A 25,461-nucleotide genomic window follows, 5' to 3' on the forward strand; every position below is an offset into this window, starting at 1 on the left:
CCGGTTGACGTTCGTCAGCCGGCTCTTATTCGCGCTCGGGGTCTTGCGCCCCCATATGATCGGCCGGGTATTTTTCGAATACCTGGCCGATGAATGCTTGCGCTGCCTGGGTGCCGAGTTCCTTGACCAGCAGGTCGATACCGATGATTGCCAGTTCCTCCGGGCTTCCTGGGCTGTAGGAGCTTTGGCCTTGGGGCCACTTGGCTTTGATATCGGCTTGCAGCGTTACGGTGGTCATGGAAATCTCACGGGTTGAAAGACGGGGCAATGCGCTGGAACGCGGTTCTAGCGGGCGCAGTTAATCATTTTGCGCGGTGTTTGGCACTGCTACTTAGGCATGAAGCAGGTGCTGTGCGACACTGTCCCCCTGTTTAATTGCCGGGGGACACCGCGTGCAGATCGATTTGAATAACCCCGAAAACCTCACCCTGGCCGCCGTGCGCCAACTGATCGCCAGCGCCAGTGATGACGAGCACACCCAGTTACGTGTGAGCAAGGCTGGGATTGCCTACATATCGTCGGGGGTGGTGGGGGGCACGGATATAGACGGCCTGCTGTTTCGCCTGGAGACCTGGGCCAAGGGCTCTGGCTATGTCGGCAACGTCGCAGCCAGCGATGAAGTCTGGGTCACGCAGATTTTCAATGCGCTGAAGCAGAATTGGCCGAAGCCGCCGTTTGACTACATCGACATCTACTGATGCGTTCATATCTGGTCACGATTGATCGGGCGAATGCCTGCTGAGAGTCAGGCAGACTTGCCCATCAGCGGTTTACGTCTTGAAACCAATCTGCCAGGCCGCTGTCGCACGATCTCTGTTCATTATTTTCAATAGGAGGCTTCATGCCTTGGAAGCTCGCATCATTCGGTACCCTGTTGGCAGCACTCGCGTTGGCGGGTTGCAGCACCCCAGGTGCCTCTGAGCCAGCCAAAGACGCCGCCGTGTCCGATGCTGGCCATAGCCGCTGTGAGGCTAAGGCCGCCGAATTTACCATTGGCCAAAAAGCCTCGCCGCAGTTACTGGAACAGGCTCGCACGCGTGCCGGTGCGCAAAATGCGCGGATCCTCAAGCCCAACGATATGATCACGCTGGAATACCGCTCCGACCGTTTGAACCTGAATACCGACGACAACCTGGTGATCAATCGCGTCAATTGCGGCTGATTGCTTCCAGGTTTTTGCAGCGCCCATAAAAAACCCCGTCACATGGACGGGGTTTTTTTAGCTCAGCACAGAATTACTCTGGGCGAACCTGTGCAGCTTGCATACCCTTTTGGCCTTTCTCAGCCACGAAGGAAACGGTTTGGCCTTCTTTCAGGCTTTTGAAACCGTCGCTTTCGATAGCTTTGAAGTGTACGAACAGGTCGTCACCGCCACCTTGAGGAGTGATGAAGCCGAAGCCTTTTTCATCGTTGAACCATTTAACGGTGCCGGATTGGCGATTAGACATGGTGTATCTCCAAGAAACATATATTTTCAGTAGTACTGTGCTGCTCAGGCCAACTGGGCACACTGGGCTATCATAGTCGAAATGCTCGGCTTGGGAGCCCCCCCAAGGCATAGTTTGCTAATCAATAGCGTTGCGTTCAATGCTTGATTCGGCTGAAAGCCCCGATCTACGGGGCTTTTGCACGAAATATCAGCTGGTAAAAAAAGCCGTAAAAGCTGTGTAATTTGTGAGAAATGGCAGTTTTCGGGCTGTTTTTCCGGTAAAACGGCCGTCTGATCAGGGGCCGATCTTACTTTTTCTTCACGACTTTGCAGGACGAAATAGCCGCGACCGCTTTGTTTTTAAGCTCCGGGCTGGCGTTCTGGTTGGTCATGAGTTCCTTGATTTCAGCAGTGCTCAATTCAGCGTTGATCTTGTCAGCGCCGCATTCGCAATGGGCTTTGGCGGTTTTGACGTCCACGTTCTGGCTGGCGGCTGCGCTGCAGTCGCTGACGAAACTGTCGCGGGCGCCGGCTGGCCAGTTGGACGGGGCGGCGGCCTGTGCGCCGAGGGAAAGGAGGCTCAGGGTAGCGGCAAGAGCGAGGGTAGAGGTAAAACGCATCATGGGATGCTCCTTTGGGTCGGGGACGAACGGCGATTCTCAGTGGGTTTGAGGCATGGCGTACAGCCCAAGTTCACTTTTGCAGCTATAAAGGCTGGAATTTGTGTTTACGGCAGGTGTGGTCGGCGCGATGACCGTTCATCTGTGCTAGCATCTTGCGCTTGGCTAATTCCGGGTGCGCCATTTGCCGCCCTGCCATGTTTCTTTTTAGCTCACTCCAGTCACTGTGGTTCGATTATCGGTTGGCCGAAAGGCTCCTGCCGCTGTAAGGCAGGCGTTCATCACTGAACGGCCTGGTGTTGGATCTTGTACTGGCTCATCCCAACCCACGTGACCTTTGGTAGGGGTCACCACTAGGAGAGGAGGCGCCATGCCAACTATTACTCTTCCCGACGGCAGTCAACGCTCATTCGATCATTCGGTTTCCGTAGCCGAGGTTGCCGCATCCATTGGTGCCGGCCTGGCCAAGGCCACCGTGGCCGGCAAGGTCGATGGCAAGCTGGTTGACGCCAGCGACCTGATCACCTCCGATGCCAGCCTGCAAATCATCACGCCCAAGGATCAAGAGGGGCTGGAGATCATTCGCCACTCTTGCGCGCATCTGATTGGCCACGCGGTCAAACAGCTGTACCCAACGGCGAAAATGGTGATCGGCCCGGTCATCGACGAAGGCTTTTATTACGACATTGCCTACGAACGTCCTTTCACTCCGGACGATCTGGCTGCCATCGAACAGCGCATGCACGCACTGATCGAAAAAGATTACGACGTCATCAAGAAGGTCACTCCGCGCGCCGAAGTGATTGACGTGTTCACCGCGCGCGGTGAGGACTACAAGCTGCGTCTGGTGGAAGACATGCCGGACGAACAGGCCATGGGCCTGTACTACCACGAAGAATACGTCGACATGTGCCGTGGTCCGCACGTGCCGAACACACGCTTCCTCAAATCGTTCAAGCTGACTAAGTTGTCCGGTGCCTACTGGCGCGGCGACGCGAAGAACGAGCAGCTGCAACGGATCTACGGCACTGCCTGGGCTGACAAGAAGCAACTGGCCGCCTACATCCAGCGCATCGAAGAAGCCGAAAAGCGCGATCACCGCAAGATCGGCAAGCGCCTGAACCTGTTCCACCTTCAGGAAGAAGCGCCGGGCATGGTGTTCTGGCATCCGAACGGCTGGACCCTGTATCAAGTGCTTGAGCAATACATGCGCAAGGTTCAGCGCGACAACGGTTACCTGGAGATCAAGACCCCACAGGTGGTTGATCGCAGCCTGTGGGAGAAATCCGGGCACTGGGCCAACTACGCCGACAACATGTTCACCACCCAGTCGGAAAACCGCGACTACGCCATCAAGCCGATGAACTGCCCTTGCCACGTGCAAGTGTTCAATCAAGGCCTGAAGAGCTACCGCGAGTTGCCGATGCGCCTGGCCGAGTTCGGTGCCTGCCACCGTAACGAGCCATCGGGTGCGCTGCACGGCATCATGCGCGTGCGCGGCTTCACCCAGGACGACGCCCACATTTTCTGCACCGAAGAGCAGATGCAGGCCGAATCCGCCGCGTTCATCAAGCTGACCATGGATGTTTATCGCGATTTCGGCTTTACCGAAGTCGAGATGAAGCTGTCCACTCGTCCGGAAAAACGCGTCGGTTCCGACGAGCTGTGGGATCGCGCCGAAGCGGCACTGGCCGCAGCGCTAGACAGTGCGGGCCTTGCGTACGACTTGCAGCCGGGCGAGGGTGCCTTCTACGGGCCGAAGATCGAATTCTCGTTGAAAGATTGCCTTGGTCGTGTCTGGCAATGTGGTACCTTGCAGCTCGATTTTAACCTGCCGATCCGTTTGGGAGCCGAATACGTCTCCGAAGACAACAGCCGTAAACACCCGGTTATGCTGCACCGGGCGATCCTCGGCTCGTTCGAACGGTTCGTCGGGATCCTGATCGAGCACTACGAGGGCGCGTTCCCTGCGTGGTTGGCTCCGACTCAGGCAGTGATCATGAATATCACTGATAAACAGGCAGATTTTGCCGCTGAAGTTGAAAAAACTCTCAACGAAAGCGGATTTCGTGCCAAGTCCGACTTGAGAAATGAAAAGATCGGCTTTAAAATCCGCGAGCATACTTTGCTCAAGGTTCCCTATCTTTTGGTTATCGGAGATCGGGAAGTCGAGATGCAGACTGTCGCTGTGCGTACTCGTGAAGGTGCTGACCTGGGCTCGATGCCCGTCGCCCAGTTCGCTGAGTTCCTCGCGCAAGCGGTTTCCCGGCGTGGTCGCCCAGATTCGGAGTAATTATTATTAAGCGTGAAATGAGACAAGATAAACGAGCTGCACCGAAAGCCCCGATCAACGAGAATATCTCGGCACGCGAGGTTCGGTTAATTGGCGCTGACGGCGAGCAGATTGGCATCGTCTCGATTGATGAAGCGCTTCGTATTGCAGAAGAGTCCAAGTTGGACCTGGTGGAAATCTCCGCCGATGCAATCCCACCCGTTTGCCGGGTGATGGACTACGGCAAGTCGATCTTCGAAAAGAAGAAGCAGGTTGCCGCGGCGAAGAAGAACCAGAAGCAGATTCAAGTAAAAGAAATCAAGTTTCGTCCAGGGACGGAGGAAGGGGATTACCAGGTAAAACTGCGCAACCTGGTACGTTTCCTGAGTGATGGGGACAGGGCCAAGGTATCCTTGCGATTCCGCGGCCGTGAGATGGCCCACCAGGAGCTGGGGATGGAACTCCTCAAACGGGTTGAAGCTGACCTGCTTGAGTACGGTTCGGTCGAACAGCATCCTAAGATGGAAGGACGCCAGCTGATCATGGTCATCGCCCCGAAAAAGAAGAAGTAATCAACAGGGCACGGCAGGCCTTCTGATTATGTTTATCAACTGAATGCGGAGTATCCGAACATGCCAAAGATGAAGACTAAAAGTGGTGCTGCTAAGCGGTTTCTGAAAACTGCTAACGGTATCAAGCACAAGCACGCTTTCAAGAGCCACATCCTGACCAAAATGTCGACCAAGCGTAAGCGTCAACTGCGCGGTAGCAGCTTGCTGCATCCGTCTGACGTGGCAAAAGTCGAGCGCATGCTGCGCCTTCGTTAATTTTGGATCAAGAATAGAGGAAGTAACTCATGGCTCGTGTAAAGCGTGGCGTCATTGCCCGTAAACGTCACAAAAAAATTCTGAAACTCGCTAAAGGCTACTACGGCGCGCGTTCACGCGTATTCCGTGTTGCCAAGCAAGCGGTAATCAAGGCAGGCCAATACGCCTACCGCGACCGTCGTCAGAAAAAACGTCAGTTCCGCGCTCTGTGGATCGCTCGTATCAACGCTGGTGCACGTGTTAACGGTCTGTCCTACAGCCGTTTCATCGCTGGCCTGAAAAAAGCGTCCATCGAAATCGACCGTAAGGTTCTGGCTGAACTGGCCGTGAACGAAAAAGCGGTGTTTGCTGCGATTGTCGAGAAAGCTAAAGCCACCTTGGCTTAAGTACCCCCGACAGTCACCCTGGGCTGCTCCTGTAGCCCAAGGTGGTAAACGTCATAAATAGGGGAAGAGCCTTCAAGCTCTTCCCCTATTTTGTATCTGGAGTCTGTACATGGAAAACCTGGACGCGCTCGTCGCTCAAGCTCTTGAGGCTGTGCAAAGCGCTGAAGATATCAATGCCCTGGAGCAAATCCGGGTTCACTACCTTGGCAAAAAGGGTGAATTGACTCAGGTGATGAAGACCCTGGGAAATTTGCCGGCTGAAGAGCGCCCGCAAGTCGGCGCGCTGATCAACGTCGCCAAGGAGCGTGTCACAGAGGTGCTCAATGCGCGCAAGGCGTCGCTCGAGGAGGCCGATCTTGCGGCCAAGCTCGCCGCCGAGTCCATTGATGTGACCTTGCCTGGCCGTGGCCAGGCCTCGGGCGGTCTGCATCCGATCACCCGGACTCTGGAACGTATCGAGCAGTTCTTCACCCATATCGGCTACGGCATTGCCGAAGGCCCTGAGGTCGAAGACGATTATCACAACTTCGAGGCGCTCAACATCCCAGGCCATCACCCGGCCCGGTCGATGCACGACACCTTCTATTTCAACGCAAACATGCTGTTGCGCACCCATACCTCGCCGGTACAGGTCCGCACCATGGAAGCGAACAAGCCGCCGATCCGCATTGTCTGCCCAGGCCGTGTGTACCGCAGCGACTCCGATATCACCCACTCGCCGATGTTCCACCAGGTCGAAGGCCTGCTGGTTGATCGCGACATCAACTTCGCCGACCTCAAGGGCACCATCGAAGAGTTCCTGCGGGTGTTCTTCGAGAAAGAACTGGCGGTGCGTTTCCGTCCATCGTTCTTTCCGTTCACCGAGCCGTCCGCAGAAGTCGACATGGAGTGCGTGATGTGCAGCGGTAAAGGCTGCCGCGTCTGCAAACAGACCGGCTGGCTGGAAGTGATGGGCTGCGGCATGGTTCACCCCAACGTGCTGCGTATGTCCGGGATCGATCCGGAAGAGTTCTCGGGCTTTGCCTTCGGCATGGGCGTTGAGCGCCTGGCCATGCTGCGTTACGGCGTGAACGACTTGCGTCTGTTCTTCGACAACGACTTGCGGTTCCTCGCGCAATTTCGCTAGTCGTAACGAATCTTTAGGAGAGCAGGATGAAATTCAGTGAACAATGGCTGCGCGGCTGGGTAAGCCCGCAGGTAGATCGCGACGCGCTGGTTGCGCGTCTGTCGATGGCCGGTCTTGAGGTCGATAGCGTTACGCCGGCCGCCGGTGTTTTCAGTGGCGTAGTCGTGGGTGAGGTGCTGAGCACCGAGCAACACCCCGATGCCGACAAATTGCGTGTGTGCCAGGTCAGCAATGGCACGGAAACCTTCCAGGTCGTGTGCGGAGCGCCTAACGTGCGCCCCGGCCTGAAGATCCCGTTCGCCATGATCGGCGCCGAACTGCCGGGCGACTTCAAGATCAAGAAAGCCAAGCTGCGCGGTGTCGAGTCCAACGGCATGCTGTGCTCCCAGGCGGAGTTGCAAGTAGGCGAGGGCAATGATGGCCTGATGGAGCTGCCGGCCGATGCACCTGTGGGCCAGGACATTCGTGTCTACCTGGAGCTGGAAGACGCCAGTATCGAGGTCGACCTGACCCCGAACCGTGGCGACTGCCTGTCCCTGGCCGGCCTGGCACGTGAAGTGGGCGCGTTGTACAACGCGCCAGTCACTCGTCCAGTGGTTGCCGCAGTGGCTGCGGTGCACGATGAAGTGCGTCCGATCGAAGTACTGGCACCAAACGCCTGCCCACGTTACCTGGGGCGCGTGATCCGCAACGTTGACCTGTCCAAGCCAACCCCGCTGTGGATGGTTGAGCGTCTGCGCCGCGCCGACGTGCGTAGCATCGACGCTGCCGTCGACATCACCAACTACGTGATGCTTGAGCTGGGCCAGCCGCTGCACGCTTTCGATCTCGCCGAAATCAATGGCGGCATCCGTGTGCGCATGGCCGAAGAAGGCGAGAAGCTTGTATTGCTCGACGGCCAGGAAGTCAGCTTGCGCGCCGACACCCTGGTGATCGCTGACCATTCTCGCGCCCTGGCGATTGCTGGTGTGATGGGTGGCGAGCACAGCGGTGTGTCGGAGACCACTCGTGACATATTCATTGAAAGTGCGTTCTTCGACCAGATTGCCATCGCTGGCAAGGCCCGCTCCTACGGCCTGCACACTGATGCTTCGCACCGCTACGAGCGCGGCGTGGACTGGAAGCTCGCCCGTGAGGCCATGGAGCGCGCCACTGGCCTGCTGCTGGAAATCACCGGTGGCGAAGCTGGCCCGATCACCGAGACTGTCAGCGAACAGCATCTGCCGTCCGTTGCGCCGATCACCCTGCGCGCCAAAAGCGTCGAGCAAATGCTCGGCCTCGTCATAGCGCCGGCTGAAATCGAGCAACTGTTGTCGGCCCTCGGCCTGACCATTTCTGTGAGTGGGGAAGGGCAGTGGCACGTTGAAGTGCCAAGCCATCGCTTCGATATCAGTCTGGAAGTCGATCTGATCGAAGAGTTGGCTCGCCTGTACGGTTACAACCGCCTGCCGGTTCGTTACCCGCAAGCACGTCTGGCGCCGCAACCCAAGGCTGAAGCGCGTGCGCACTTGCCTGAGCTGCGTCGTCTGCTGGTTGCCCGTGGTTATCAGGAAGCGGTGACCTACAGCTTCATCGATCCGAAGCAATTCGAACTGTTCAATCCGGGCGTCGAACCGCTGCTGCTGGCCAACCCGATCTCTAACGACATGGCCGCCATGCGTTCGTCGCTGTGGCCAGGTCTGGTGAAAGCCCTTTCCCATAACCTGAATCGCCAGCAAGACCGCGTGCGCATGTTTGAAAGCGGCCTGCGGTTTGTCGGTCAGCTCGACGGCCTGAAGCAAGAGCCAATGCTGGCCGGGGTTGTTTGCGGTAGCCGCTTGCCAGAAGGCTGGGCGCAAGGTCGCGACGCCGTAGACTTCTTCGACGTTAAAGCTGACGTGGAAGCGGTCTTGGGCTTTGCCGGTGCACTGGACGACTTCACATTCGTGCCAGGCAGCCACCCGGCGTTACACCCAGGCCAGACTGCGCGCATCGAGCGCGAAGGTCGCCTGGTGGGCTTCGTCGGAGCCATTCACCCAGAGCTGTCGAAAACCCTTGGGCTCGACCGCCCGGTCTTCGTCTTCGAACTGGTCCTGGCCGAAGTGGCCTCGGGCAAGATGCCTAAATTCAGCGAGTTGTCGCGCTTCCCTGAAGTGCGTCGCGACCTGGCCCTGATCGCTGATCGTGAAGTCGCCGCCACTGCCGTTTTGGATGTAATCCGTGAAAATGCAGGGGAATGGCTGACAGACCTCAGGCTATTTGACGTCTATCAGGGTAAAGGCATTGATCCGCATAGAAAAAGCCTTGCAGTTGGCTTGACCTGGCAGCATCCATCGCGCACTCTTAATGACGATGAGGTGAATACCACGACACAAAATATCCTCACCTCGCTCGAACAAAGGTTGAACGCCACGTTAAGGAAGTGACGTATGGGGGCTTTGACGAAAGCTGAGATGGCGGAACGTCTGTACGAAGAGTTGGGTCTGAACAAGCGCGAGGCCAAGGAATTGGTCGAGCTGTTTTTTGAAGAGATCAGGCACGCTCTGGAAGACAACGAACAGGTCAAATTGTCGGGTTTCGGTAATTTTGACTTGCGGGACAAACGCCAGCGGCCTGGCCGCAATCCAAAAACGGGAGAAGAAATCCCGATCACGGCTCGCCGTGTGGTCACCTTTCGTCCAGGGCAGAAGTTGAAGGCCCGAGTTGAGGCTTATGCTGGAACCAAGTCATAACGACGAGCTACCCGTCATCCCTGGCAAACGCTACTTCACCATTGGTGAAGTCAGCGAGCTCTGTGCGGTAAAACCGCACGTTCTGCGCTATTGGGAGCAGGAGTTTCCTCAACTCAACCCCGTCAAACGTACTGGGAACCGTCGGTATTATCAGCGCCAGGATGTGCTGATGATCCGACAGATCCGTGCGTTGCTGTATGACCAGGGCTTTACCATCAGCGGCGCGCGCCAGCGTATGTCCGGTGATGAAGCCAAAGACGACACAACCCAATACAAGCAACTGATCCGCCAGATGATCTCCGAACTCGAAGATGTGCTGGTAGTTTTGAAGAAGTGATACAGGCTTTTAAAATACTTCCACATTTCAAAAGCTTGCGGTATATTCCTGATCGCTTCGTTACGAAGCGAACCAGTAACACGCCTAGTCGGGGCGTAGCGCAGTCCGGTAGCGCACTAGCATGGGGTGCTAGGGGTCGAGTGTTCGAATCACTCCGTCCCGACCATATTTTTCAGTGACTTAGCCGAACTCTAGCCAGTTCGGCTTTTTTACGCGTAGGGACTTTTGCGGGGGATCATCCCAGTTTCCTCCTCAAGATGGTCAGCGCTGGCCCGCGAGAGTCAGTAGCCGACACTTTGTTCGCAGCCTCAATCAAGTGCTGCAACTCCGGGGTAGAATAGTGGCTCGTAATGCTGCCGTTCTTATGCCCCAACAACGCTTTCCGATCTTCCTCCGTCACGCTCGCTGCACGTAGCCTTCTGCCAAAGGTGTGCTTCAAGTCGTGAATCCTGATCGACCTGAATCCGGGGTGTGCTGGCGCATGGTGGACCTTCTCCCACTTGTCTGCTGCGCGCACCCTGGCTTTCTTCCAGGCTGAATCATTCATTCGATGCATTGCCGTTGGCCCGAACTGATCTGGCTGCCCGTACGGGAACACCAACTCCTTGTGTAGGCCGCGCTGTCCATCGATGATGGACATCGCCACGTTGTTCAAGATCACCAGGCGTTCATCGCCGTTCTTCACCCCTGCTTTTTCACTCCGCCCGCCGAATCCGGCAGGTATCAGAAACACGCTGGTGTTCAGGTCCGGCACCCGTATTTCCCAATCCCACCGCAACTTGCACACTTCCTGCTCCCGGCAACCCGTGTTCACCTTATAGAGGGCCATCCTCAACAGGTGGTCGGGCAGCTCAGGGAACAAGAGGGCCTGCTCTTCCCAGGACATCGGGTAGGGTTTGCGGCTCGACTTCTTTTCCTCAAGCATCGATATCATCGGCACGCTCTCCAGCCACGGCCGCTTTTCAGCATCGCGCCACTTTCGGTGGCACAGGTTCAAGATCCTGACGACTCGCTGCAGGGCGATGTTGACCGTCCTGTTCGATACGCCTGGCTTCACCTTCCCTTTGTCCGTCTTGTTCGGCCGCTGCCGTTCGCGAATGAACGTAGCCAGGCTCCCATCATCGATGTGCGTTATCGGCAGATCGCCGATGTACGGGTCGAGCTGTTCGATGTGGGAAGCGGAAAGGCCAATCGATGCCTGGTCTTTGAACTCGATCAAGAACCGGGTGGCAGCTTCGCGCCAGGTGCGGACCTGGCGCACGCCGTAAATCTTTTCCTGCCGCAGCTTCTCAAGCCGATGAATCAAATACTGCTCGGCTTCCTCCCTCTCGCTTGCTCCAGTGCTTTCTTGAAGTCGGCTACCTCTGACGACTTTGTCGATGTGCCAAATCCCGTTCCTCTGGTAGAGGCCCGACATTGTTTTTCGCGCCATTGTTTTGCTCCTTGGCGCCCACTGCGGGGCGGATTGTTGTCCTGATCGGCCTGCTTTTCAATTGCCATGCGTTCGATGTAGGCGTCTGCCCATTCGTCCAGCTCGTGGCGGTCGAAGGCAACGCCCTGTTTTCCAATGGGAAATTCGCGGACGTGGGGGCGGACGGTTTCGTCGAAAACTGCTCGACACATGCCGAGGTAAGTAGGTGCGTGTTTCGCCCGGATGAAGCGCGGCGCGGTCTCTTTGGTTGGTAACGCAGTTGACTTGGCCATGGAATCATCACTGTTCGATGGAGGAAGTTGTTTGCACTGACTTCCTGACAGGAAAGGCTTCGCCCTCCCACTTGCCAGGTTTGCCACGTATCGCGCCATGCAGGTCGTATCGGTGGGGCTTCTTGCTGGCGAACAGCTTTTCACACGCCTTTAGCAAGGCGCTGTCATCTTCTATTGCCAACAACTCCTGGCCAGCCGTCGAGCCAACCTGAATCCAGCCGGATTTGTCGCGCCCGTAGTTTTCTGTCTTGAACAAGCGATACCTGTTCCTGTGTCCGGTCCCAGGTGAAGAGGTCTCGGTATTCATGTAGAACGCGACGCCATCAAGGCGCACCCGAAGTACTGTCTTAGCCATGGGGCGCACCACGCTGAAAGTGGTCTGCCAGCACCCGGCGAGCATCGATGCCACAGGATGCCGACATTGCGTAGATCTGGCCGAAGGTGGTATCCCGGCGCTGCAGGGCGTTGAACAGCTGGATCAGGCGCTCGCCCAGTTGTCCGTTGCGGCGGCTCATAGGTCCGAACTCACAGCAGGCGGGAGAGGGGCGACGGCATTGGCCAGCGCATCCAGCAGCAAGGTTTGGCGGTTCTGTCCGTCCAGATACTGGCGTACGGCTTGGACGAACACGCTGTTCATGCTGCGGTCCGCGGCGTTCGCAGCCGCTTCAATGTCAGCGCGCAGGCCGTCAGGCAGTCGCACCACAAACTTGTCAGCGGTGCGGGAATCGTATTGGTTGATGCTCATGATGATCTCCTGGCGAACTCCCAAAATATTGGGAGCTGAATGAATGGGTTAATCGCCTGATTTCGGCGTGGTGATGAGGAGGAATAAGCAGGCACTCGCAATGAGCCAGACTGCGGTACCGAAGAAAGCCGCCGTCACGTCGAAATCCGAGGAGCTGCTGATCAGGTCGCGGGCGGCAAAAAGCAGCCAGGCGCCAGAGGCGGTGATTTAGAGCAGGATGGAGATCATCACTTTGAATAGCTGAAACGGTGTGATGGGCTTACGTGGCATTCACTTTCTCCAGGGCGAGCAAGGGCCCGCCGCGTTGTTGGCTTTCGCAAAAAATTGAGGTGCTCTTGTTTCGCCATGAGGTGGCGAAGGAGTGGCTGTAAATTAGCAATAGCTAAATAAATTAGCAAATTATTTTTGCTGATTTCGGTTTGCTAATTTACATGCCGAAATAAAACCCGCCTTGGGTGGCTCGTAGTGGCGAAGTAATGGTGCTAAATTTTGCGCACCAGTCGCGCTTGGGTAATCAGCCGCGGCGGAGGAGCGTAGGACATACGACCTCTCAGATTGACAAGACACAAAATAACAATCACAGGAAGTGAACTATGAAAATTATCACCCTCGTACTCGCGACAGTTCTTGCTGTCACCTCTGTATCTGCAATCGCTCACGGCGGTCGTACCGACAAGCAGGGGTGTCACAACGATAAGAAGGCAGGTACACGGCATTGTCACTGATCTAAGCCCTGATTCAGCGTTGCCTTGTAGGAAGCTGGCAAGCACCTCGCGAAGCCAGCGCAATTGCGCCGCGATCTGAAAGAGGCTGCGGCCCTGCGTAAGTGGTTGGGCATCGATCTGGTGTGGGCAGTTGTGCGGCTATCTGAGGCTGCTCAGGAAGATTAGGCCAAGGAGTTGCAGAGGATTGCAGCGAGCTACCAGGATGTCGAGGACAGGCTGGCGGGCCATGCGGATGAGGTGAATGCGGGAAGGTTCGTTCGACTAGCGAGTACTTAGCATCGACAAGCAGGAAACGCTTGGACACTATATAAAGCGCACATGCACACCACATAAAACCGTTTTAAATCAGATGGATATGAGAAAAATGGCTAATTTGCCCACCAGCCCTAAATCACAGATGCCTTTAGCAATTGATGCTCAGATTGAGATCGATGGTATTGGTATGGGCGTACTTTCGGATGGTACGCCTTTTCTAACTGCGCGCGGTCTGGCCCGATTATGTGGCATTCAGCACACGTCAATCTTGGATATTGCAAACGACTGGGCATCGAATAGGCCGGCAATTACCAAAATTCACTCGTTGCTTCAAACTCATGGGCTGACCTATGAGGAGCCTTACACAACGGTTGTTGACAAAGGCACGATGTCACATGCGTACCCAGATGGCGTCTGCCTGGCGATCTTAGAATATTACGCATTTGAAGCAGGAATAAATCGTAAAGACGAAGCACTGATGAACTTCAGGCTTCTTGCTGGTAAAGCTCTTCGAGACTTCATTTACACGCAGGTCGGATACGATCCAGAGAACCACGTTCCTACTCAGTGGAAGCAGTTCCACGATAGGATGTCTTTGGTCTACAACGCGGTGCCAGCGGGTTACTTTGGGGTGTTCAAAGAAATCGCTGATATGGTCGTCCATCTTGGGCAGAGCGGCATTCATATTGATAGCACCTTTGTTCCTGACGGTAGCGTGGGAATACATTGGGCAAAGCATTGGAAGGCCGCTGAGTTAGAAAACGTTTACAGCCCACGAATCAAATACGAACACAACTACCCAGATTATTTCCCGCAAGCCCTGTCGAACCCTCAAGAGTCAAACTGCTATCCAGAGTCCGCCCTGGGGGAGTTTCGGAGGTGGTTCCGTGAGGTATACATAGGCGCTGGCAAGTTTGAGGCGTACCTGACAACTAAGGTCAAAGCCAAGTCTCTACCGATATCTGTAGCTCAATTAGCCATTTCTTCGTACGCAAATCAGCCGCTTCTCAAGTAATAGGCTTTTTCGCTGTATAGAGCTCGGCCCGGCCTCGCGCCGGGTTTCTTGTCTCTGCCTACCGCTTCCCCGCCTGCTCATACACAGAGCTTCGCTCGCGTTTGCCGACTGCCAGCACCAGGATGACAATTCGCTCATCCTCAACGCGGTACACAAGTCGGTAGCCGGCGCCGCGCAATTTGATCTTGTAGCAGTCCTTCATGCCATGAAGCGCATCGCCTGGCACTCGCGGGCCGGACTGCCGCTCCTGGAGCTTTTTCAGAAACTGGAGGCGTATTGTTCCGTCGAGTTTACGCAACTCCTTCAGTGCCTTCGGATCCCACTCGACCTCGTACTCAACGCCCATTGGCTATATCTGCCTCGGCCTCGCCAATGAGATCGTCGAGCGATACTCGAACAGGTGTTTCGTTGGCGTCGAGCCGTGCTTTGACTAGCTGAACCAGTTCCAGCTCGTCCAGGCGCTCGACCATCGCTTCGTAGACATTTGCCGGAACCATGTAGCCCATAACTCGGTTGTGGTTCAGCACAGCCACGGGCAGGCCGTTGGCGCCGCTCAAGACAGAGGACGGGTTCTTCTTGAGCTCTGAAACGCTGACGGCCACATCAGCCAGAATATTTTGCATGGATAAGACTCCTATATAGGTCTTTATTCTGGTCTTTTTAGGTGATGGTGGCAAGCGCATGGCGCATGGCGCATGCTCAGAACAGGCTCGGGCATTTGTAGAGCTTGATCGCCGAGCTGTCGAGGCCAGTACTGCCAATCACGTAAAGTGTTTGGATGTTGGCTTTTTCTGCAATAAAGCCTTCGCAAGAATAACCGCACATCATGATTCGGGCGGTGAAGCAAACGTTCTGCAGTTTGAGCTTGTACAGGTCTTGAGGCCAGGTCATGCAGTCGTAATTGCCGCCAATGGGGCAGGTGACGTGCTCAAGCCCGCCAGACGCTAGGACTGTTGATCCCGCTAGGTTATCAATCTCTCCGTATCCCCATGCGCTCTGACTCAGTCCAGCAACGATCAGCGGCAACATCCAGTGCAGTGTGGTCATCATCTTTCCATGATTCAGGTGGTGGGGCGCTGACTCTATCAACCCCTGATGTCGGTCTCAACGCCTGCCGATCTGGTGGCTCCGGGTGTGCTCCCCGGATGCGCCGCCAGGCTATTACATTTTGCTAACGGGCTGGATAGACTCTATATACCCCTAGTGACTGCATTGGAGGCATCAGTGGCAAGGCTGAGTAATGCTATACGCAAGGTGTCAGATATTCCCGATTGGTTTTATTTAAGTAACTATAAATTTTTAGAGGAGCTTGATAGCGCGGGTTGGTATGAACAATTATTTGCTAGGAAACAGCTGTTCCTTATGCTTGGTTACCGAGCGAATAAAAAAAAGTCGATCGCTGTTGAGGATTTAGCATATAGGGCCGCGTTCGAAATATGGGAGAAGGTAAATGTTTCTTTGGCGGAGTCCAGCGTTTTATCTTCTATGTGTGGGCATGATGCGGCTAATGGCCGCGTTCAATCAGACTATGCAAACCCTATTCATTCATTGACATATCGGCAGTACTTGCAGCAAGAAACTAAAATCAAGGAAGACTCAAAAGAGAAAGCGAATGAGTGGTGGGAAAATATCAGTAGTTTTGATTTTGGTACGGGTAGCACGGATCTAAATCTTGCTTATCAAGTTATGGAGTTTATAGATCTGCCACTATATATGTCACAAAGAAGTACATCGTTACATGCAATAGCCGACGTCGACTTAACGATGCCGGATGCAGTTTTGGTCGAAGCTTTTAAAACGTGGCTGGCAAGGACGAGAGCTGACTTTTGCTTAGAGTCACCAAAACAATATAGGAAGCCAGATTTCGCCTCGTGGGTAAGGCTTGGAGTGTTGCCTTACATAGACTTGACATCTTGGGCTGAGATATCAGGCAAGAGTATTCCTAATAGGCTAATGGCAAACTTGCTCTTTCCATCTGGAGACGGAGGGGAGGAGACAATTAGGAAAACAACTGCTCCAATTGCGATGGAGATGATTGGTCGTGGTAAGTACTCAGATAGAACCACCCTCGATATATTGCTAGCGGTTGCTGCTCATGAAGGGCGAGTCGGTGCGGTTGGGTAATCCGGAAGCTTTTTTTGCTCTTTCTTTTCCGGAAAAAAGATAGCCCTTTTCAGTGACTTTCAATTACTGATTTTGTGTGAATAATTGGAAACCATCGTAACCGCAATCTCTTCGTGAGGGGCTCGATGGTATGTATAGCGGATTGAACAGAAAAGTTCGCACAGGTGTAAAAAATGGCACGTCGGGCATAGGGCTAATCATCGATCTCAAGATCTCCATCATCATCTGGGTTTGGCAGTGCATCAAAACGCTCGACCATGCCTGGAAATTCCTCCTCCATCATGCGCCGGGTTTCAGGATCCTTAAGTTTCATCCGGAGCCCAATGATCGTCAGTTTTCGCATCAGTTCTTCAGTCGAAATGCCAAGTTTTGCCGCCTCCGTATCGAACTGCTCGGCTTCTTCGGCGCTGAGCTGAATCTCGATTTCCTTAGTGGTCTTTCTCAGTTCCGGCATCAGATCGTAGGCGTCCATTTTCAGCACCCGGGCCAGTTTGAGGGCGCCACCCAGGCGGGGTTTGGACCGACCAGCTTCATATCGGACGATTTGAGGTTGGCTGATGCCGCTTTGTTCGGAAAGATCTTTTTGCGTCAGACCTGCTTCGGAGCGTGCCCATAGGAGGCGTTCAGCAAAAGATCTGGTATCGGTCATGAGCCCTCTAAGCCTCTTAATTACTGGGTTTCATATCACTATATCAGACAACAAATGATCCCCAATGATCAGTATTGACATGTGATATCAAGTGGTATCAAATGATCATAAGTGATCACGTTCGTAGCGATGGAGGTTAAGGATGAGGCAAGAAAAAGTTCCGCTGGTGATTCGTTTGCCACTTCAACTGAGGGATTGGCTGAGCACGAAGTCAGAGGAGAACGGAAGGACAGCGAACGGGGAGGTAGTTTTCCGCTTACGGAAAATGATGGAGCAGGAGCTTGTTCATGAAAAACAACAGGCATGAAAAAGCCCCAAGCGCGCCAACGCTTGAGGCCTATGAAGCAGTGAACATTTCTGAGGACATTCACATGACGAAGCATACCGAAGTAAACGAAAAACTCAATGCTGGCGCTGTTAAAGCGCCGGTGACCGTGCCGCTTTCATTCGTGCGCTGCAACGTTGAGCGACAAGATTTGTACAGCGTTTGTCCAGGCGTTCCTGCTGTCGATGCTTTGAATCAGGCATCTTTCATTCTTCATAGCGTGAGATCGGCGCTGGAAGACGCGGGAATGGCAGGGCTCATTGTCACGCCAAGCCAAGCATGGTTGCTACACATGGCGGTCGAGTCTGCTAAGGCTGCTATCGACTCCGTCACCGAAGGCCTGGAGAAAGCACGATGAATACTTTCTTCATCCAATCTGAGCAGCTTTCTGTCGATGCTCCACGTTTTCTGCAATCGCAAAACGTGGCGCGGATGTCATCTCGCGAAATTGCAGAACTGGTGGGCTCCCGTCACGACAAGGTGAAGCAGTCGATTGAAAGGCTGGCTGAACGTAACGTTATCGTCCGCCCCCCAATGGGGGATGAACAGTCCAATGACGCACTGGGGCGTCCGCGCACCGAATCGGTCTATTACGTGAGCAAGCGCGACAGTTACGTCATCGTTGCCCAACTCAGCCCTGAGTTCACAGCCCGGCTGGTGGATCGCTGGCAGGAACTGGAAGAGATGTCAGCAAAGCCCGCATTCGATATTGCGAGCCTGAACGATCCCAAGGTTCTGCTGGCCCTGCTTACCGACAACGTCCGCAAGGTAGTTGCCCTAGAAGCTGACAACACCGAGCTGACCAAAGAGAATCACGAGTTAGAAGTGAAAGTGGAGCAGGACGCGCCGAAGGTGGCCTTTCACGACATGGTTGTGGTGTCGCACAAGACCTACAACGCCGCCCAGGCTGCGAAGCTCATCGGTACCGGCCGTACCAGGTTGCTACAGTTCATGCGGCAGAAGGGGTGGATCACTCGGTCGAACGAGCCGTATCAGGCAAAGATCGAGGCCGGCCTGCTTGATGTGAAGCTAGGTACCTTTGAGCATCCCATTCAGGGCACTATCCCGACGTGCTCGACGCTGATCACTGGCAAGGGACTGACCAAGCTGGAGGCGCTGTGGAGGGAGAGGGACGCTGACCTGTTGGCATAGAAATGAAGAGAGCCCGGTCCAGCACCGGGCTTTCTGCATCTGGTTCAAGGCTTTTCAGCGTTGGCCTTCTCAAGCAGAGCGGCAATGCCTTCGAGCAATATCAGGTCCGACTCCTTGAGCCTTCCCTTTGCCGCGGCCCTGGCGAGCTTTTCGATAACGGCAACTGCTCGCGGCGTAGCTTTGTCCTGAAGGGCTTGGTAGGCCGACGCGGCCTCTCGCACCACATCCTGCCGTGTGTACTCACCCTCGATCATCGCCGGCCCTTGCCCGTTAGGGTTGACCAGGACACCAGGCGTGAGCCCGATTTTCTGCTCGAGGTTGAGCGCTGCTTTCTCGCCCAGGGAGCGATGCCCATTGAGGATCTGGGACAAATACGACGCGTCCAGATCGTGTTGATCGGCGAAGTCTTTCTGGCTGAGTGGGCCGATGACGCGCCGCAGCGCGTCGACCCTAAGAGTTTTGATATCCATAGGCGAATAGTGTCCCTGCGTTAGCAAACAGTAAATTATAAAATGCTATTGCTGTTGAGATTAGCAAAATGTAATCTGGGCTTCTTTCGGAGGTAAACATGACGCTACTCGAACTGATCCGGTCTCTCGACACACCTTCGGTGGAGTCGTTGGCCAAACGCAGCGGCACCAGTGCCGGAAACCTCAAGCAGATCGCCCACGGCTTTCGACGGGCAGGCCCAGGCCTCGCCATCAACCTTGAACGGGAGTCGAGCAGGGCGGTGACCTGTGAAGAGCTCCGGCCCGATGTCGACTGGGCCTATCTGCGTAATTCAGTCCAAGAGCCAGATCTTTAAACCTGTTTAAAAGAACCCCTGATCGAGGGCGCATATCTTCGCCCTGAGCTGAACGTTCCGCCACGACAACCACGAAGAGGTTTCCCGAAATGGAACAGGTACATCGCGCAATACATGAAGCAGTTCTGGAGGCGGGTCCAAAGCAACTGGCTCACCTGATGGGTATGAGCCACACCGCATTGCTCAATCGCAGCAATCCGAACGATGACTCGCACCGGCTGAACCTGGAGCAATTCCTTCAGATCCTGGTGCACAGCAAGAACGTTGAGCCGCTTGAGCTCCTAGCGAACACCTTGGGTTATGCCTTGGTCCCGCAGGCACGGCCAGCCAGTAAGAACCTTATCGATGCGCTGATCCATCTCGCGGCTGAGTACGGAGATGTATCTCGACTGGTGCATGACGCCCTGGCGGACGGTCGGGTTTCACCTTTTGAGAAGGCGAACATCCAGAAAGAAATCGGCCATGTACGGCAAAGCTTGTTGGTACTGGAGGAGTCGGTCAAAGCGGCGTGATTACCTGTCCGAACGGCTAGGTATCAGAGGAATAAAACGGGCGGAGAATGAATTTTGCCCGGTGCAGAAAGCAACAAACCCGGCGGGAACCGGGCTCATCTAATCGTCCTGTGTGATCAGGACTACACAACTGCAGAGGTGTGAATCATGGCACATGCAATTCGTAGTAAACAAGTTCGGTCGCCTGTTACTGAGCGCATTCAATCTAAACCCCGGCTGGTCAGTGTGCCCAAGAGCGTGTCAATCACGCCTACGGTGCAGCCTTTTGATGAGCGGGCAGGCTTTACCTACTACGAGGTTCAAGTTGTTTATGAGGACGCGGGATTAAAACAAACCTACCCCGGCGTGCTGGATGAGTGTCTGGCATTAGAGCTGAAGGCCATGCTCGAGCCAGAAGTAGCCCCGTGCCCTGTTCGTATTTCGTGGGTAGCAGGCTGGGCAAAAGGATTCGAAAACTTCCTCCGGATGAACGACCGCGTAACAGACATGATCCAGTCAGTCCGATCGGCTGAGCGTCCTGGGCATGAGTTCCTAGCTCGTCTTGGTCAGTTCGGTCCGTATGAAGGTTACGCGCCACAAAACAGCCAGGCAGGAAGCGTGGCGCCGAATCTCTCGGAGGTTCGGTCATGAACCAGGTCATTGACTCTAAGAGTCCTAGCTTCAACAAAAAACCTTTCTACCTAGTTGAGGTTTTTGACGGGCGTGGTGTGTACGGCTTCGGCCTTGGGCTAACAGACGAGCGAGTTGCTCGTGACCTGCTCGAGACTCTCGGTCGTGATCTGCTTGGCCGAATAACAAAACTCCACACACTAGCCAACCCACCAGAAGAGGCTCGGGGTTACCAAAAGCATAGGCAGTTTACCGAGCAGACTCAGCGCATAAAGGCGTTGATTGATATGTGCGCGAACGAGCCTTCGCCTGGCCGCTCCTTCTTAGTTGCCTTCGTGCAACAGCATCGCGCTGCAATGCCCCTCAGTCATATGGCTTCAATGCTTGAGCATGCCAAGTACGAGCCCGACTTTGATGAGTTTGCCTATATCCCACTTCACCAATCTGCAATCGGGAGGGCATACCCATGAGTGAAATATCCCAAGAGGTACCTGTCACCGTCATCGACGAAGCGCACTTCGAGAAGTATCCCGATGCAGCGCTGTTGCTGAAGTGTTTCGAGGTCGTCAAGGACGCGCTGGACGTCATCGACGAGCCGGAGTACTCCATTGAGAAAGAGGACGACACTCACCTTGACCTGTACCGAGCCTACTACGCACTCATGGTGTTGTTCAGGCGTAGGACTGGGCACGACGCGAGGCAAGTGGCCCAGGATCACTTTGAGGCAATGAGCCGCCACTTGTTGGAGGGGAAGCCGCGACCAGAAAACAGCATTCCCGTCGTCGTGTTCCCTGGGGAGTGCCTACCGGATGAGGCATTCGCCGGCCTGACGGACCAACAACTGGCTTGCGCGGCGTTCAACTACAGCGATCGCGTACGAGTCCTGATCATGGACCACTCACCGCAGGCTTTGGCGTTGGACGAGGCTCGCACGCTCTCCATTGACTCCACCACAGCACTGCGCCTGCTGGTGTTGCGCCTGTCTGGCGGCTCAATGGAAACCATGTGTGCCGGGATGTGCCGCAAGCATGGGGAGACGCTGCAATGATCGGCTCTGTCGAATCAACTACGGGAATCCCCGTAATTAAACCTGCAACGGCCTGCACCATCGCCGGCCCCTGGCCAACCTACGGCAACTTCCGAACGCTTCCAGAGCGCGAGCGCTGGGTGCTTTACGGCAGCGCCAAGGCCTACCGCGAGTCGCTTGAGCGCCAAGGTTTCGAGATGGCTGAAACCTATGATGCCTTCATCCGTCGCGTGACAGAGGAGTTGGATATCTGATGGCGCGTATTAGGACGATCAAGCCAGAGTTCTGGAGCAGTGAACAGGTGATGGAGTGTCAGGCTCTGACACGCCTCCTGTTCATTGGTATTTGGAATTTTTGTGACGATGGCGGCAATCATCCTGACTCGGAGAAAACCATCAAGGCCCGGGTTTTTCCCGGCGACGAAATCAGCTCGTCGAGTATTCGTCGAATGCTCGACGAGCTGTCGTCGAACGGTCTTTTGGCCTTCTACGAGCACTCTGGCAAGCGGTATTTGCATGTCAGCGGGTGGGAGCACCAAAGGATCGATAAACCAACCTTCAAGTACCCGGAGTTTGTTGAGTCCCCAGTGGTGTCCAGTCCGCCACTTCTAGGGGCTGGCACTGATGACAACCAGAAACCGGGGCCTGGAGGTGATTCTGTCGGCGAGCCCTCCACGAGCATTCGACTACCTCTCGACGAGTCCTCGTCGAATCCTCTACTAGGCCTCGACCCCGGAAGGGAAGGGATGGGTAATAGGAAAGGAGAAGAACAAGATCAAGAGCATGTCCATCGTCGCGATGCTCCGCCGGACGACGCGGCACCGGAATCTCAAGCTGAGGCAAATGGGCAGGCGCAACCCGTAACTGATCAGCCCGCTTCGGCGGACTTGAAACCGAAGCGAGATATCAAACCTGCAGCTGCGGATCCGCTAGACGGTTTTGAGCAGTTCTACCGGTTGTATCCGCGGCGCCAGAAACGACCGAGCGCCGAGTCAGCCTGGAAGAAACTCAAACCTGACGCTGCACTGCGCGAAACGCTGCTTTCCGCGTTGGCAAAACACTGTCTGAGGTCCGACTGGATCAAGGATGGTGGCCGGTACATACCGCTGCCAGCGTCCTGGCTCAACGGCCGATGTTGGGAAGACGAACTCCTGGCGACCACCGAACAGTCCCACCACGTGGGTCTCAACAAAATTGACCACACCGCCGGCCTTGAGCAGCAAGCCGACGGTTCATATCGAATTGCGAGCGTGACCCCATGACCACAAAACCCAAGTACACCCTGGAAACTCGGGCGGGTGAATGCCAAGTGGATGGCAAGTTTGCTGATCACCTGGTGCAACAGTTCGGCGCCGATCCGGTTTGGTTCGGTTGCCCCCGTTGCCACTTCGACGCTCGCCACTCACAAGACTTTGACCAGCGTTCGAAGGCGGTAGGTATCCACCGAGACCGGCTGCTGAACGAGCGCCTCCTCGACGCAGGCATTCCCGATCGCTTCATGGGCTGCACGCTGAACAACTGGATTGCTGAGGCTCCTGCCCAGGTTCAAGCCCTTGCAGCCTGCGGTGGTTTTGTTGAAGCATTCAGCGAGAACTTCGCCGTCGGACGTTCCGCGATGCTGCTGGGTACCGTGGGCACAGGAAAAACCCACTTGGGCGCCGCCATGCTGCAGGCCGTGATCCGCGAACACGCTCATGATGGGCTGCGCGGTCTCTACGCTACCGCCGGTTCAATCATCCGAGACGTGAAGGCCACCTTCGGCAATCGAGGGCGCACCGAGGCGGATGTCTACGCTGACTTGATTTGCCCCGACCTGCTGGTCATCGATGAGGTTGGAGTTCAGCACGGAACCGACTTCGAACGCCAGGTGTTGTTCGAGGTGATCAATGGCCGTTACGAGAAGATCAAGCCCACGATCGTGGTGAGCAACTTGGGTGTGACGGAGCTTCGCCAGTGCCTGGGGGATAGGGCTGTTGACCGCCTGAGCGACAAGAGCGGCATTGTGGTGGTGTTTCGTTGGGCATCTGCGCGGGGTGCCGTATGAGCCGCGAACTGTTCAGCATCGAAGCCGAGCATGGCGTCCTGGGCGCGATCATGCTGAAACCGGATCTGTTCGACGAGGTCACCAGCAAGGTCAGCGTCTCCGATTTCCACGACTTGGAGAATGCCGCACTCTACCAGGCAATCATTGACTGCCACGCCACCGGTGATCCGGTTGACCCGGTCACAGTTGGGCTTTGGCGGCCGAAGTTGCCTAGCGGCGATAGCACCCTGGCGTTCGCAGTCGAGATCGCCAATAACATAACCAGCACCGCCAACTGGAAGACATACGCCAAGCATGTTCGAGAGCGGGCCATCTTGCGGCGAGTGGTCGAAGCTGGCGATGTGATTCGGGAGCAAGCTACCGAAGACCTGCCGCTGGCGGAGATCATCGCACTTGCCCAGCAGGCTACCGCCGACCTTCGTGATCTGGACGACGACGGACAGCGGGATTACTACAGGGCGAGCGAGATCCTGCCTGGTGTGGTCGACACCATCGACTCGAAGTTTAACAAGACGATGCCTACAGGGCTTTCGACCGGGCTGAAGGATCTTGATGAACTGGTGCGAGGGTTACGCCCTGGCAACATGATCGTTGTCGGCGGGCTGACCGGCTCAGGCAAGACGATCCTCGGTCTTCAAATCGCCCAGCACGTCACCTGCAAGCTCGATGGCGTCGGTTTAGCGTTCTCCATGGAGATGACCAAGGAGGAATTGATCACGCGCGGCCTTGCATCGATCGGTAGCGTCAATCTGAGCAAGTTGGACAGTGGCGATCTTGAAGACCATGACTGGCCAAAGCTAACCAGCGCGGTCAGCGTCCTCAACGAAGCCAAGCTGTTTGTTAACGACCAGGCGGGCATGACGATGCCTCGCATCCGCTCAATCGCCCGGCAATGCCAGCGCAGGGAAGGGCTCAGCGTGTTGCTGGTCGATTACGTCCAGTTGATCAGCGTCGAAGGTAGTGCCAATCGCTCTATCGAGGTTGGGAAGATATCCACGGCCCTGAAGAACCTGGCCAAGGAGCTCAAGATCCCGGTGATCGTGCTGGCCCAGCTCAACCGCGGTTCAACCAACCGTCCGGACAAACGCCCACGCCCAAGCGACATCCGCGACTCCGGCCAGATCGAGCAGGACGCTGATGTGGTGATCCTGGTGCACCGCGATATGGACAGCGAAGAGGGCCAGAACGGAGTAACTGAACTGATCGTCGGCAAGGTCAGGCACGCAAAGGTCGGTTCGTGCCTTGTGCAGCAGCAGGGCAAGTACGTCAGGTTTGTTGATTTCGGAGGTAAAGCACCAAGCACCGAAGAGGTTGAGATGGGGCGCGTATTGAAGTTCACCGGCCGCGCAAAGGGGAGAAAAGACCATGAGTAACGTATCAGCGGCATTGCCGCGCAAAAGCATGAGCGACCTAGAGCGGCGCTTTCTGAAGATCGCTGGTGAGGAGCTGGCCAAGGTCAAAGTCGGGGGGGCGAGCGCGCTGGCTTACCTGCTGGATATGGTAGCCAGTTGGCACGGCAGCCGGGCACAGATCGGGTTCCACGACTTTGGTCAGCGCTGGCTGATCGAGGGCAATGCAAAGAACAAACCTGCTGATCGGTTGCTGCGTGACCTGTTTGGCTTGAGTGATCCAGATCCGAGGAAAGCCGCATGAATACCAGAAAACCAGCACGTCTCCCCTTGGGTGATACCGAGTACATGCTTGAGCAGTGGGGCTTCTGGCGCATGGATGGTATGGGCGTGCCGAGCTATGTGTCGCCGTCCTGGGCGATCATGAGAGATATGATTCCATCGACAAGTAGGTCCTATGTCATAACGGATGAACTGGCTATTGTCGTTGATGGCGCCGTTGCCAGACTTTGCAAGCGTGCGCCTGAGATGGGTGACTTCGTTTGGCTGTATTACGCGGCCAAGTGGCCTGCCAAGCGGATAGGTAACAAGTACGACATGAGCGAGGCCAAGGCCAGGGAGATCATCAAGACCGGCGTCGGATGGATAGACTGCTCTTTGGAGCGATTCATCGAAGCCGCGTAAGAAAATACTTGCACACGCGGAATAGCCTTG

Annotated in this window: 39 protein-coding genes and 1 tRNA gene; 28 read left to right on the plus strand and 12 right to left on the minus strand. The window is 55.5% G+C overall.

The window, feature by feature from the left end:
• Positions 1 to 25 precede the first annotated feature (25 nt).
• Positions 26 to 238 carry a hypothetical protein gene (locus tag AD670_RS05255; protein ID WP_053128891.1) on the minus strand — a complete coding sequence of 71 codons (213 nt, stop codon included), beginning with the start codon at positions 236 to 238 and terminating at the stop codon, positions 26 to 28.
• Positions 239 to 392: 154 nt separating this feature from the next.
• On the opposite strand from AD670_RS05255, the gene AD670_RS05260 reads away from it, so the two are divergent.
• Positions 393 to 698: a hypothetical protein gene (locus AD670_RS05260; protein ID WP_053128892.1), complete on the plus strand. Its 306-nt coding sequence runs from the start codon at positions 393 to 395 to the stop codon at positions 696 to 698.
• Between the two features lie 143 nt (positions 699 to 841).
• Positions 842 to 1,162 carry an I78 family peptidase inhibitor gene (locus AD670_RS05265; protein WP_053128894.1) on the plus strand — a complete coding sequence of 107 codons (321 nt, stop codon included), beginning with the start codon at positions 842 to 844 and terminating at the stop codon, positions 1,160 to 1,162.
• Positions 1,163 to 1,235: 73 nt separating this feature from the next.
• Here the strand turns inward: AD670_RS05265 and AD670_RS05270 are convergent, their stop codons facing one another.
• Positions 1,236 to 1,448 (minus strand): cold-shock protein, encoded by a 213-nt coding sequence (locus tag AD670_RS05270; RefSeq protein ID WP_032631434.1) that lies wholly within the window; start codon positions 1,446 to 1,448, stop codon positions 1,236 to 1,238.
• A 289-nt stretch (positions 1,449 to 1,737) separates the two neighbouring features.
• The gene (locus AD670_RS05275) at positions 1,738 to 2,052 is read right to left on the minus strand and encodes a hypothetical protein (RefSeq protein WP_082340908.1); all 315 of its coding nucleotides are present in this window, start codon (positions 2,050 to 2,052) and stop codon (positions 1,738 to 1,740) included.
• A gap of 367 nt (positions 2,053 to 2,419) precedes the next feature.
• Here AD670_RS05275 and thrS point away from each other — a divergent pair, with 367 nt between their 5' ends.
• From thrS to AD670_RS05320, 9 genes are all read left to right on the plus strand, one after another.
• Complete coding sequence (gene thrS, locus AD670_RS05280; RefSeq protein ID WP_048719014.1) at positions 2,420 to 4,342, plus strand: threonine--tRNA ligase; 1,923 nt, start codon at positions 2,420 to 2,422, stop codon at positions 4,340 to 4,342.
• Positions 4,342 to 4,893 (plus strand): translation initiation factor IF-3, encoded by a 552-nt coding sequence (gene infC / locus AD670_RS05285; RefSeq protein WP_015884933.1) that lies wholly within the window; start codon positions 4,342 to 4,344, stop codon positions 4,891 to 4,893. The genes thrS and infC overlap by 1 nt, the downstream gene beginning before the upstream one ends.
• Positions 4,894 to 4,953: 60 nt before the next feature.
• Positions 4,954 to 5,148: a 50S ribosomal protein L35 gene (rpmI, locus tag AD670_RS05290; RefSeq protein WP_002553160.1), complete on the plus strand. Its 195-nt coding sequence runs from the start codon at positions 4,954 to 4,956 to the stop codon at positions 5,146 to 5,148.
• A 29-nt stretch (positions 5,149 to 5,177) separates the two neighbouring features.
• On the plus strand, positions 5,178 to 5,534 hold the full coding sequence (gene rplT / locus AD670_RS05295; protein ID WP_003174975.1) for a 50S ribosomal protein L20: 357 nt from the start codon (positions 5,178 to 5,180) through the stop codon (positions 5,532 to 5,534).
• A 109-nt stretch (positions 5,535 to 5,643) separates the two neighbouring features.
• A complete protein-coding gene (gene pheS / locus AD670_RS05300; protein WP_034099107.1) occupies positions 5,644 to 6,660 on the plus strand; it encodes a phenylalanine--tRNA ligase subunit alpha in 1,017 nt (338 codons plus the stop codon).
• A gap of 26 nt (positions 6,661 to 6,686) precedes the next feature.
• A complete protein-coding gene (gene pheT / locus AD670_RS05305; protein ID WP_053128896.1) occupies positions 6,687 to 9,065 on the plus strand; it encodes a phenylalanine--tRNA ligase subunit beta in 2,379 nt (792 codons plus the stop codon).
• Positions 9,066 to 9,068: 3 nt separating this feature from the next.
• Complete coding sequence (gene ihfA, locus AD670_RS05310) at positions 9,069 to 9,371, plus strand: integration host factor subunit alpha (RefSeq protein WP_002553164.1); 303 nt, start codon at positions 9,069 to 9,071, stop codon at positions 9,369 to 9,371.
• Positions 9,352 to 9,708, plus strand: coding sequence for a MerR family transcriptional regulator (locus AD670_RS05315; RefSeq protein ID WP_003174972.1), 357 nt, complete (start codon positions 9,352 to 9,354; stop codon positions 9,706 to 9,708). The genes ihfA and AD670_RS05315 overlap by 20 nt, the downstream gene beginning before the upstream one ends.
• Before the next feature lie 89 nt (positions 9,709 to 9,797).
• Positions 9,798 to 9,874: transfer RNA gene (locus AD670_RS05320), tRNA-Pro, on the plus strand.
• Positions 9,875 to 9,943: 69 nt separating this feature from the next.
• Here AD670_RS05320 and AD670_RS05325 read toward each other — a convergent pair.
• The 4 genes from AD670_RS05325 to AD670_RS05335 all read right to left on the minus strand — a co-directional run bounded on the left by AD670_RS05325 (position 9,944) and on the right by AD670_RS05335 (position 12,157).
• Positions 9,944 to 11,140 carry a tyrosine-type recombinase/integrase gene (locus AD670_RS05325; protein ID WP_053128897.1) on the minus strand — a complete coding sequence of 399 codons (1,197 nt, stop codon included), beginning with the start codon at positions 11,138 to 11,140 and terminating at the stop codon, positions 9,944 to 9,946.
• Between the two features lie 279 nt (positions 11,141 to 11,419).
• Positions 11,420 to 11,767 carry a hypothetical protein gene (locus tag AD670_RS05330; protein ID WP_053128898.1) on the minus strand — a complete coding sequence of 116 codons (348 nt, stop codon included), beginning with the start codon at positions 11,765 to 11,767 and terminating at the stop codon, positions 11,420 to 11,422.
• Positions 11,760 to 11,927, minus strand: coding sequence for a hypothetical protein (locus AD670_RS31610; protein ID WP_172681446.1), 168 nt, complete (start codon positions 11,925 to 11,927; stop codon positions 11,760 to 11,762). The genes AD670_RS05330 and AD670_RS31610 overlap by 8 nt, the downstream gene beginning before the upstream one ends.
• The gene (locus AD670_RS05335; protein ID WP_053128899.1) at positions 11,924 to 12,157 is read right to left on the minus strand and encodes an Arc family DNA-binding protein; all 234 of its coding nucleotides are present in this window, start codon (positions 12,155 to 12,157) and stop codon (positions 11,924 to 11,926) included. The genes AD670_RS31610 and AD670_RS05335 overlap by 4 nt, the downstream gene beginning before the upstream one ends.
• A 593-nt stretch (positions 12,158 to 12,750) precedes the next feature.
• On the opposite strand from AD670_RS05335, the gene AD670_RS31380 reads away from it, so the two are divergent.
• Both AD670_RS31380 and AD670_RS05340 read left to right on the plus strand, forming a co-directional pair.
• Positions 12,751 to 12,882, plus strand: coding sequence for a YHYH domain-containing protein (locus tag AD670_RS31380; protein ID WP_156338103.1), 132 nt, complete (start codon positions 12,751 to 12,753; stop codon positions 12,880 to 12,882).
• Between the two features lie 364 nt (positions 12,883 to 13,246).
• Positions 13,247 to 14,152: a hypothetical protein gene (locus AD670_RS05340; protein WP_053128900.1), complete on the plus strand. Its 906-nt coding sequence runs from the start codon at positions 13,247 to 13,249 to the stop codon at positions 14,150 to 14,152.
• A 58-nt stretch (positions 14,153 to 14,210) separates the two neighbouring features.
• On the opposite strand, the gene AD670_RS05345 is transcribed toward AD670_RS05340, so the two are convergent.
• From AD670_RS05345 to AD670_RS05355, 3 genes are all read right to left on the minus strand, one after another.
• Complete coding sequence (locus AD670_RS05345) at positions 14,211 to 14,498, minus strand: type II toxin-antitoxin system RelE/ParE family toxin (RefSeq protein WP_053128901.1); 288 nt, start codon at positions 14,496 to 14,498, stop codon at positions 14,211 to 14,213.
• Positions 14,488 to 14,775, minus strand: a complete 288-nt coding sequence (locus AD670_RS05350; RefSeq protein ID WP_053128902.1) for a type II toxin-antitoxin system Phd/YefM family antitoxin — start codon at positions 14,773 to 14,775, stop codon at positions 14,488 to 14,490. Before AD670_RS05350 ends, AD670_RS05345 begins: the two co-directional genes overlap by 11 nt.
• A 76-nt stretch (positions 14,776 to 14,851) precedes the next feature.
• On the minus strand, positions 14,852 to 15,199 hold the full coding sequence (locus AD670_RS05355) for a hypothetical protein (protein WP_053128904.1): 348 nt from the start codon (positions 15,197 to 15,199) through the stop codon (positions 14,852 to 14,854).
• Between the two features lie 177 nt (positions 15,200 to 15,376).
• Here AD670_RS05355 and AD670_RS05360 point away from each other — a divergent pair, with 177 nt between their 5' ends.
• Positions 15,377 to 16,276: a DUF6387 family protein gene (locus tag AD670_RS05360; RefSeq protein WP_053128905.1), complete on the plus strand. Its 900-nt coding sequence runs from the start codon at positions 15,377 to 15,379 to the stop codon at positions 16,274 to 16,276.
• 193 nt (positions 16,277 to 16,469) lie between these two features.
• Here AD670_RS05360 and AD670_RS05365 read toward each other — a convergent pair whose 3' ends face one another.
• On the minus strand, positions 16,470 to 16,925 hold the full coding sequence (locus AD670_RS05365) for a helix-turn-helix domain-containing protein (RefSeq protein ID WP_053128907.1): 456 nt from the start codon (positions 16,923 to 16,925) through the stop codon (positions 16,470 to 16,472).
• Positions 16,926 to 17,067: 142 nt separating this feature from the next.
• Here AD670_RS05365 and AD670_RS30575 point away from each other — a divergent pair, with 142 nt between their 5' ends.
• Genes AD670_RS30575 through AD670_RS05375 form a run of 3 tightly spaced genes read left to right on the plus strand, consistent with a single transcriptional unit; the run spans position 17,068 to position 18,402 of the window.
• Positions 17,068 to 17,232, plus strand: a complete 165-nt coding sequence (locus AD670_RS30575; RefSeq protein WP_082340910.1) for an Arc family DNA-binding protein — start codon at positions 17,068 to 17,070, stop codon at positions 17,230 to 17,232.
• A complete protein-coding gene (locus AD670_RS05370; protein WP_053128908.1) occupies positions 17,213 to 17,608 on the plus strand; it encodes a DUF3077 domain-containing protein in 396 nt (131 codons plus the stop codon). Before AD670_RS30575 ends, AD670_RS05370 begins: the two co-directional genes overlap by 20 nt.
• Positions 17,605 to 18,402 (plus strand): phage antirepressor KilAC domain-containing protein, encoded by a 798-nt coding sequence (locus AD670_RS05375; RefSeq protein WP_053128909.1) that lies wholly within the window; start codon positions 17,605 to 17,607, stop codon positions 18,400 to 18,402. The genes AD670_RS05370 and AD670_RS05375 overlap by 4 nt, the downstream gene beginning before the upstream one ends.
• Positions 18,403 to 18,446: 44 nt before the next feature.
• Here the strand turns inward: AD670_RS05375 and AD670_RS05380 are convergent, their stop codons facing one another.
• Positions 18,447 to 18,872: a transcriptional regulator gene (locus tag AD670_RS05380; protein ID WP_053128910.1), complete on the minus strand. Its 426-nt coding sequence runs from the start codon at positions 18,870 to 18,872 to the stop codon at positions 18,447 to 18,449.
• A 98-nt stretch (positions 18,873 to 18,970) separates the two neighbouring features.
• Between AD670_RS05380 and AD670_RS05385 the strand changes: the two genes are divergently transcribed.
• From AD670_RS05385 to AD670_RS05435, 11 genes are all read left to right on the plus strand, one after another.
• Positions 18,971 to 19,207, plus strand: a complete 237-nt coding sequence (locus AD670_RS05385; protein WP_053128911.1) for a YdaS family helix-turn-helix protein — start codon at positions 18,971 to 18,973, stop codon at positions 19,205 to 19,207.
• Positions 19,208 to 19,296: 89 nt separating this feature from the next.
• The gene (locus AD670_RS05390) at positions 19,297 to 19,719 is read left to right on the plus strand and encodes a phage regulatory CII family protein (RefSeq protein ID WP_053128912.1); all 423 of its coding nucleotides are present in this window, start codon (positions 19,297 to 19,299) and stop codon (positions 19,717 to 19,719) included.
• 147 nt (positions 19,720 to 19,866) lie between these two features.
• Positions 19,867 to 20,349 (plus strand): hypothetical protein, encoded by a 483-nt coding sequence (locus AD670_RS05395; protein ID WP_156338106.1) that lies wholly within the window; start codon positions 19,867 to 19,869, stop codon positions 20,347 to 20,349.
• Positions 20,346 to 20,798: a hypothetical protein gene (locus AD670_RS05400; protein ID WP_053128916.1), complete on the plus strand. Its 453-nt coding sequence runs from the start codon at positions 20,346 to 20,348 to the stop codon at positions 20,796 to 20,798. Before AD670_RS05395 ends, AD670_RS05400 begins: the two co-directional genes overlap by 4 nt.
• Positions 20,795 to 21,376 carry a hypothetical protein gene (locus tag AD670_RS05405; protein WP_053128918.1) on the plus strand — a complete coding sequence of 194 codons (582 nt, stop codon included), beginning with the start codon at positions 20,795 to 20,797 and terminating at the stop codon, positions 21,374 to 21,376. The genes AD670_RS05400 and AD670_RS05405 overlap by 4 nt, the downstream gene beginning before the upstream one ends.
• Complete coding sequence (locus tag AD670_RS05410; RefSeq protein WP_053128920.1) at positions 21,373 to 21,609, plus strand: hypothetical protein; 237 nt, start codon at positions 21,373 to 21,375, stop codon at positions 21,607 to 21,609. The genes AD670_RS05405 and AD670_RS05410 overlap by 4 nt, the downstream gene beginning before the upstream one ends.
• A complete protein-coding gene (locus AD670_RS05415) occupies positions 21,609 to 22,616 on the plus strand; it encodes a hypothetical protein (protein ID WP_053128922.1) in 1,008 nt (335 codons plus the stop codon). Before AD670_RS05410 ends, AD670_RS05415 begins: the two co-directional genes overlap by 1 nt.
• Positions 22,613 to 23,398, plus strand: a complete 786-nt coding sequence (locus AD670_RS05420; protein WP_053128924.1) for an ATP-binding protein — start codon at positions 22,613 to 22,615, stop codon at positions 23,396 to 23,398. Before AD670_RS05415 ends, AD670_RS05420 begins: the two co-directional genes overlap by 4 nt.
• Positions 23,395 to 24,771: a replicative DNA helicase gene (locus AD670_RS05425; RefSeq protein ID WP_053128926.1), complete on the plus strand. Its 1,377-nt coding sequence runs from the start codon at positions 23,395 to 23,397 to the stop codon at positions 24,769 to 24,771. The genes AD670_RS05420 and AD670_RS05425 overlap by 4 nt, the downstream gene beginning before the upstream one ends.
• On the plus strand, positions 24,764 to 25,051 hold the full coding sequence (locus AD670_RS05430) for a hypothetical protein (protein ID WP_053128927.1): 288 nt from the start codon (positions 24,764 to 24,766) through the stop codon (positions 25,049 to 25,051). Before AD670_RS05425 ends, AD670_RS05430 begins: the two co-directional genes overlap by 8 nt.
• Positions 25,048 to 25,431 carry an antiterminator Q family protein gene (locus tag AD670_RS05435; protein WP_053128929.1) on the plus strand — a complete coding sequence of 128 codons (384 nt, stop codon included), beginning with the start codon at positions 25,048 to 25,050 and terminating at the stop codon, positions 25,429 to 25,431. Before AD670_RS05430 ends, AD670_RS05435 begins: the two co-directional genes overlap by 4 nt.
• Positions 25,432 to 25,461: the final 30 nt, after the last annotated feature.

The sequence above is a fragment of the Pseudomonas sp. MIACH genome (genome assembly GCF_001269925.1).
Taxonomy (GTDB): domain Bacteria; phylum Pseudomonadota; class Gammaproteobacteria; order Pseudomonadales; family Pseudomonadaceae; genus Aquipseudomonas.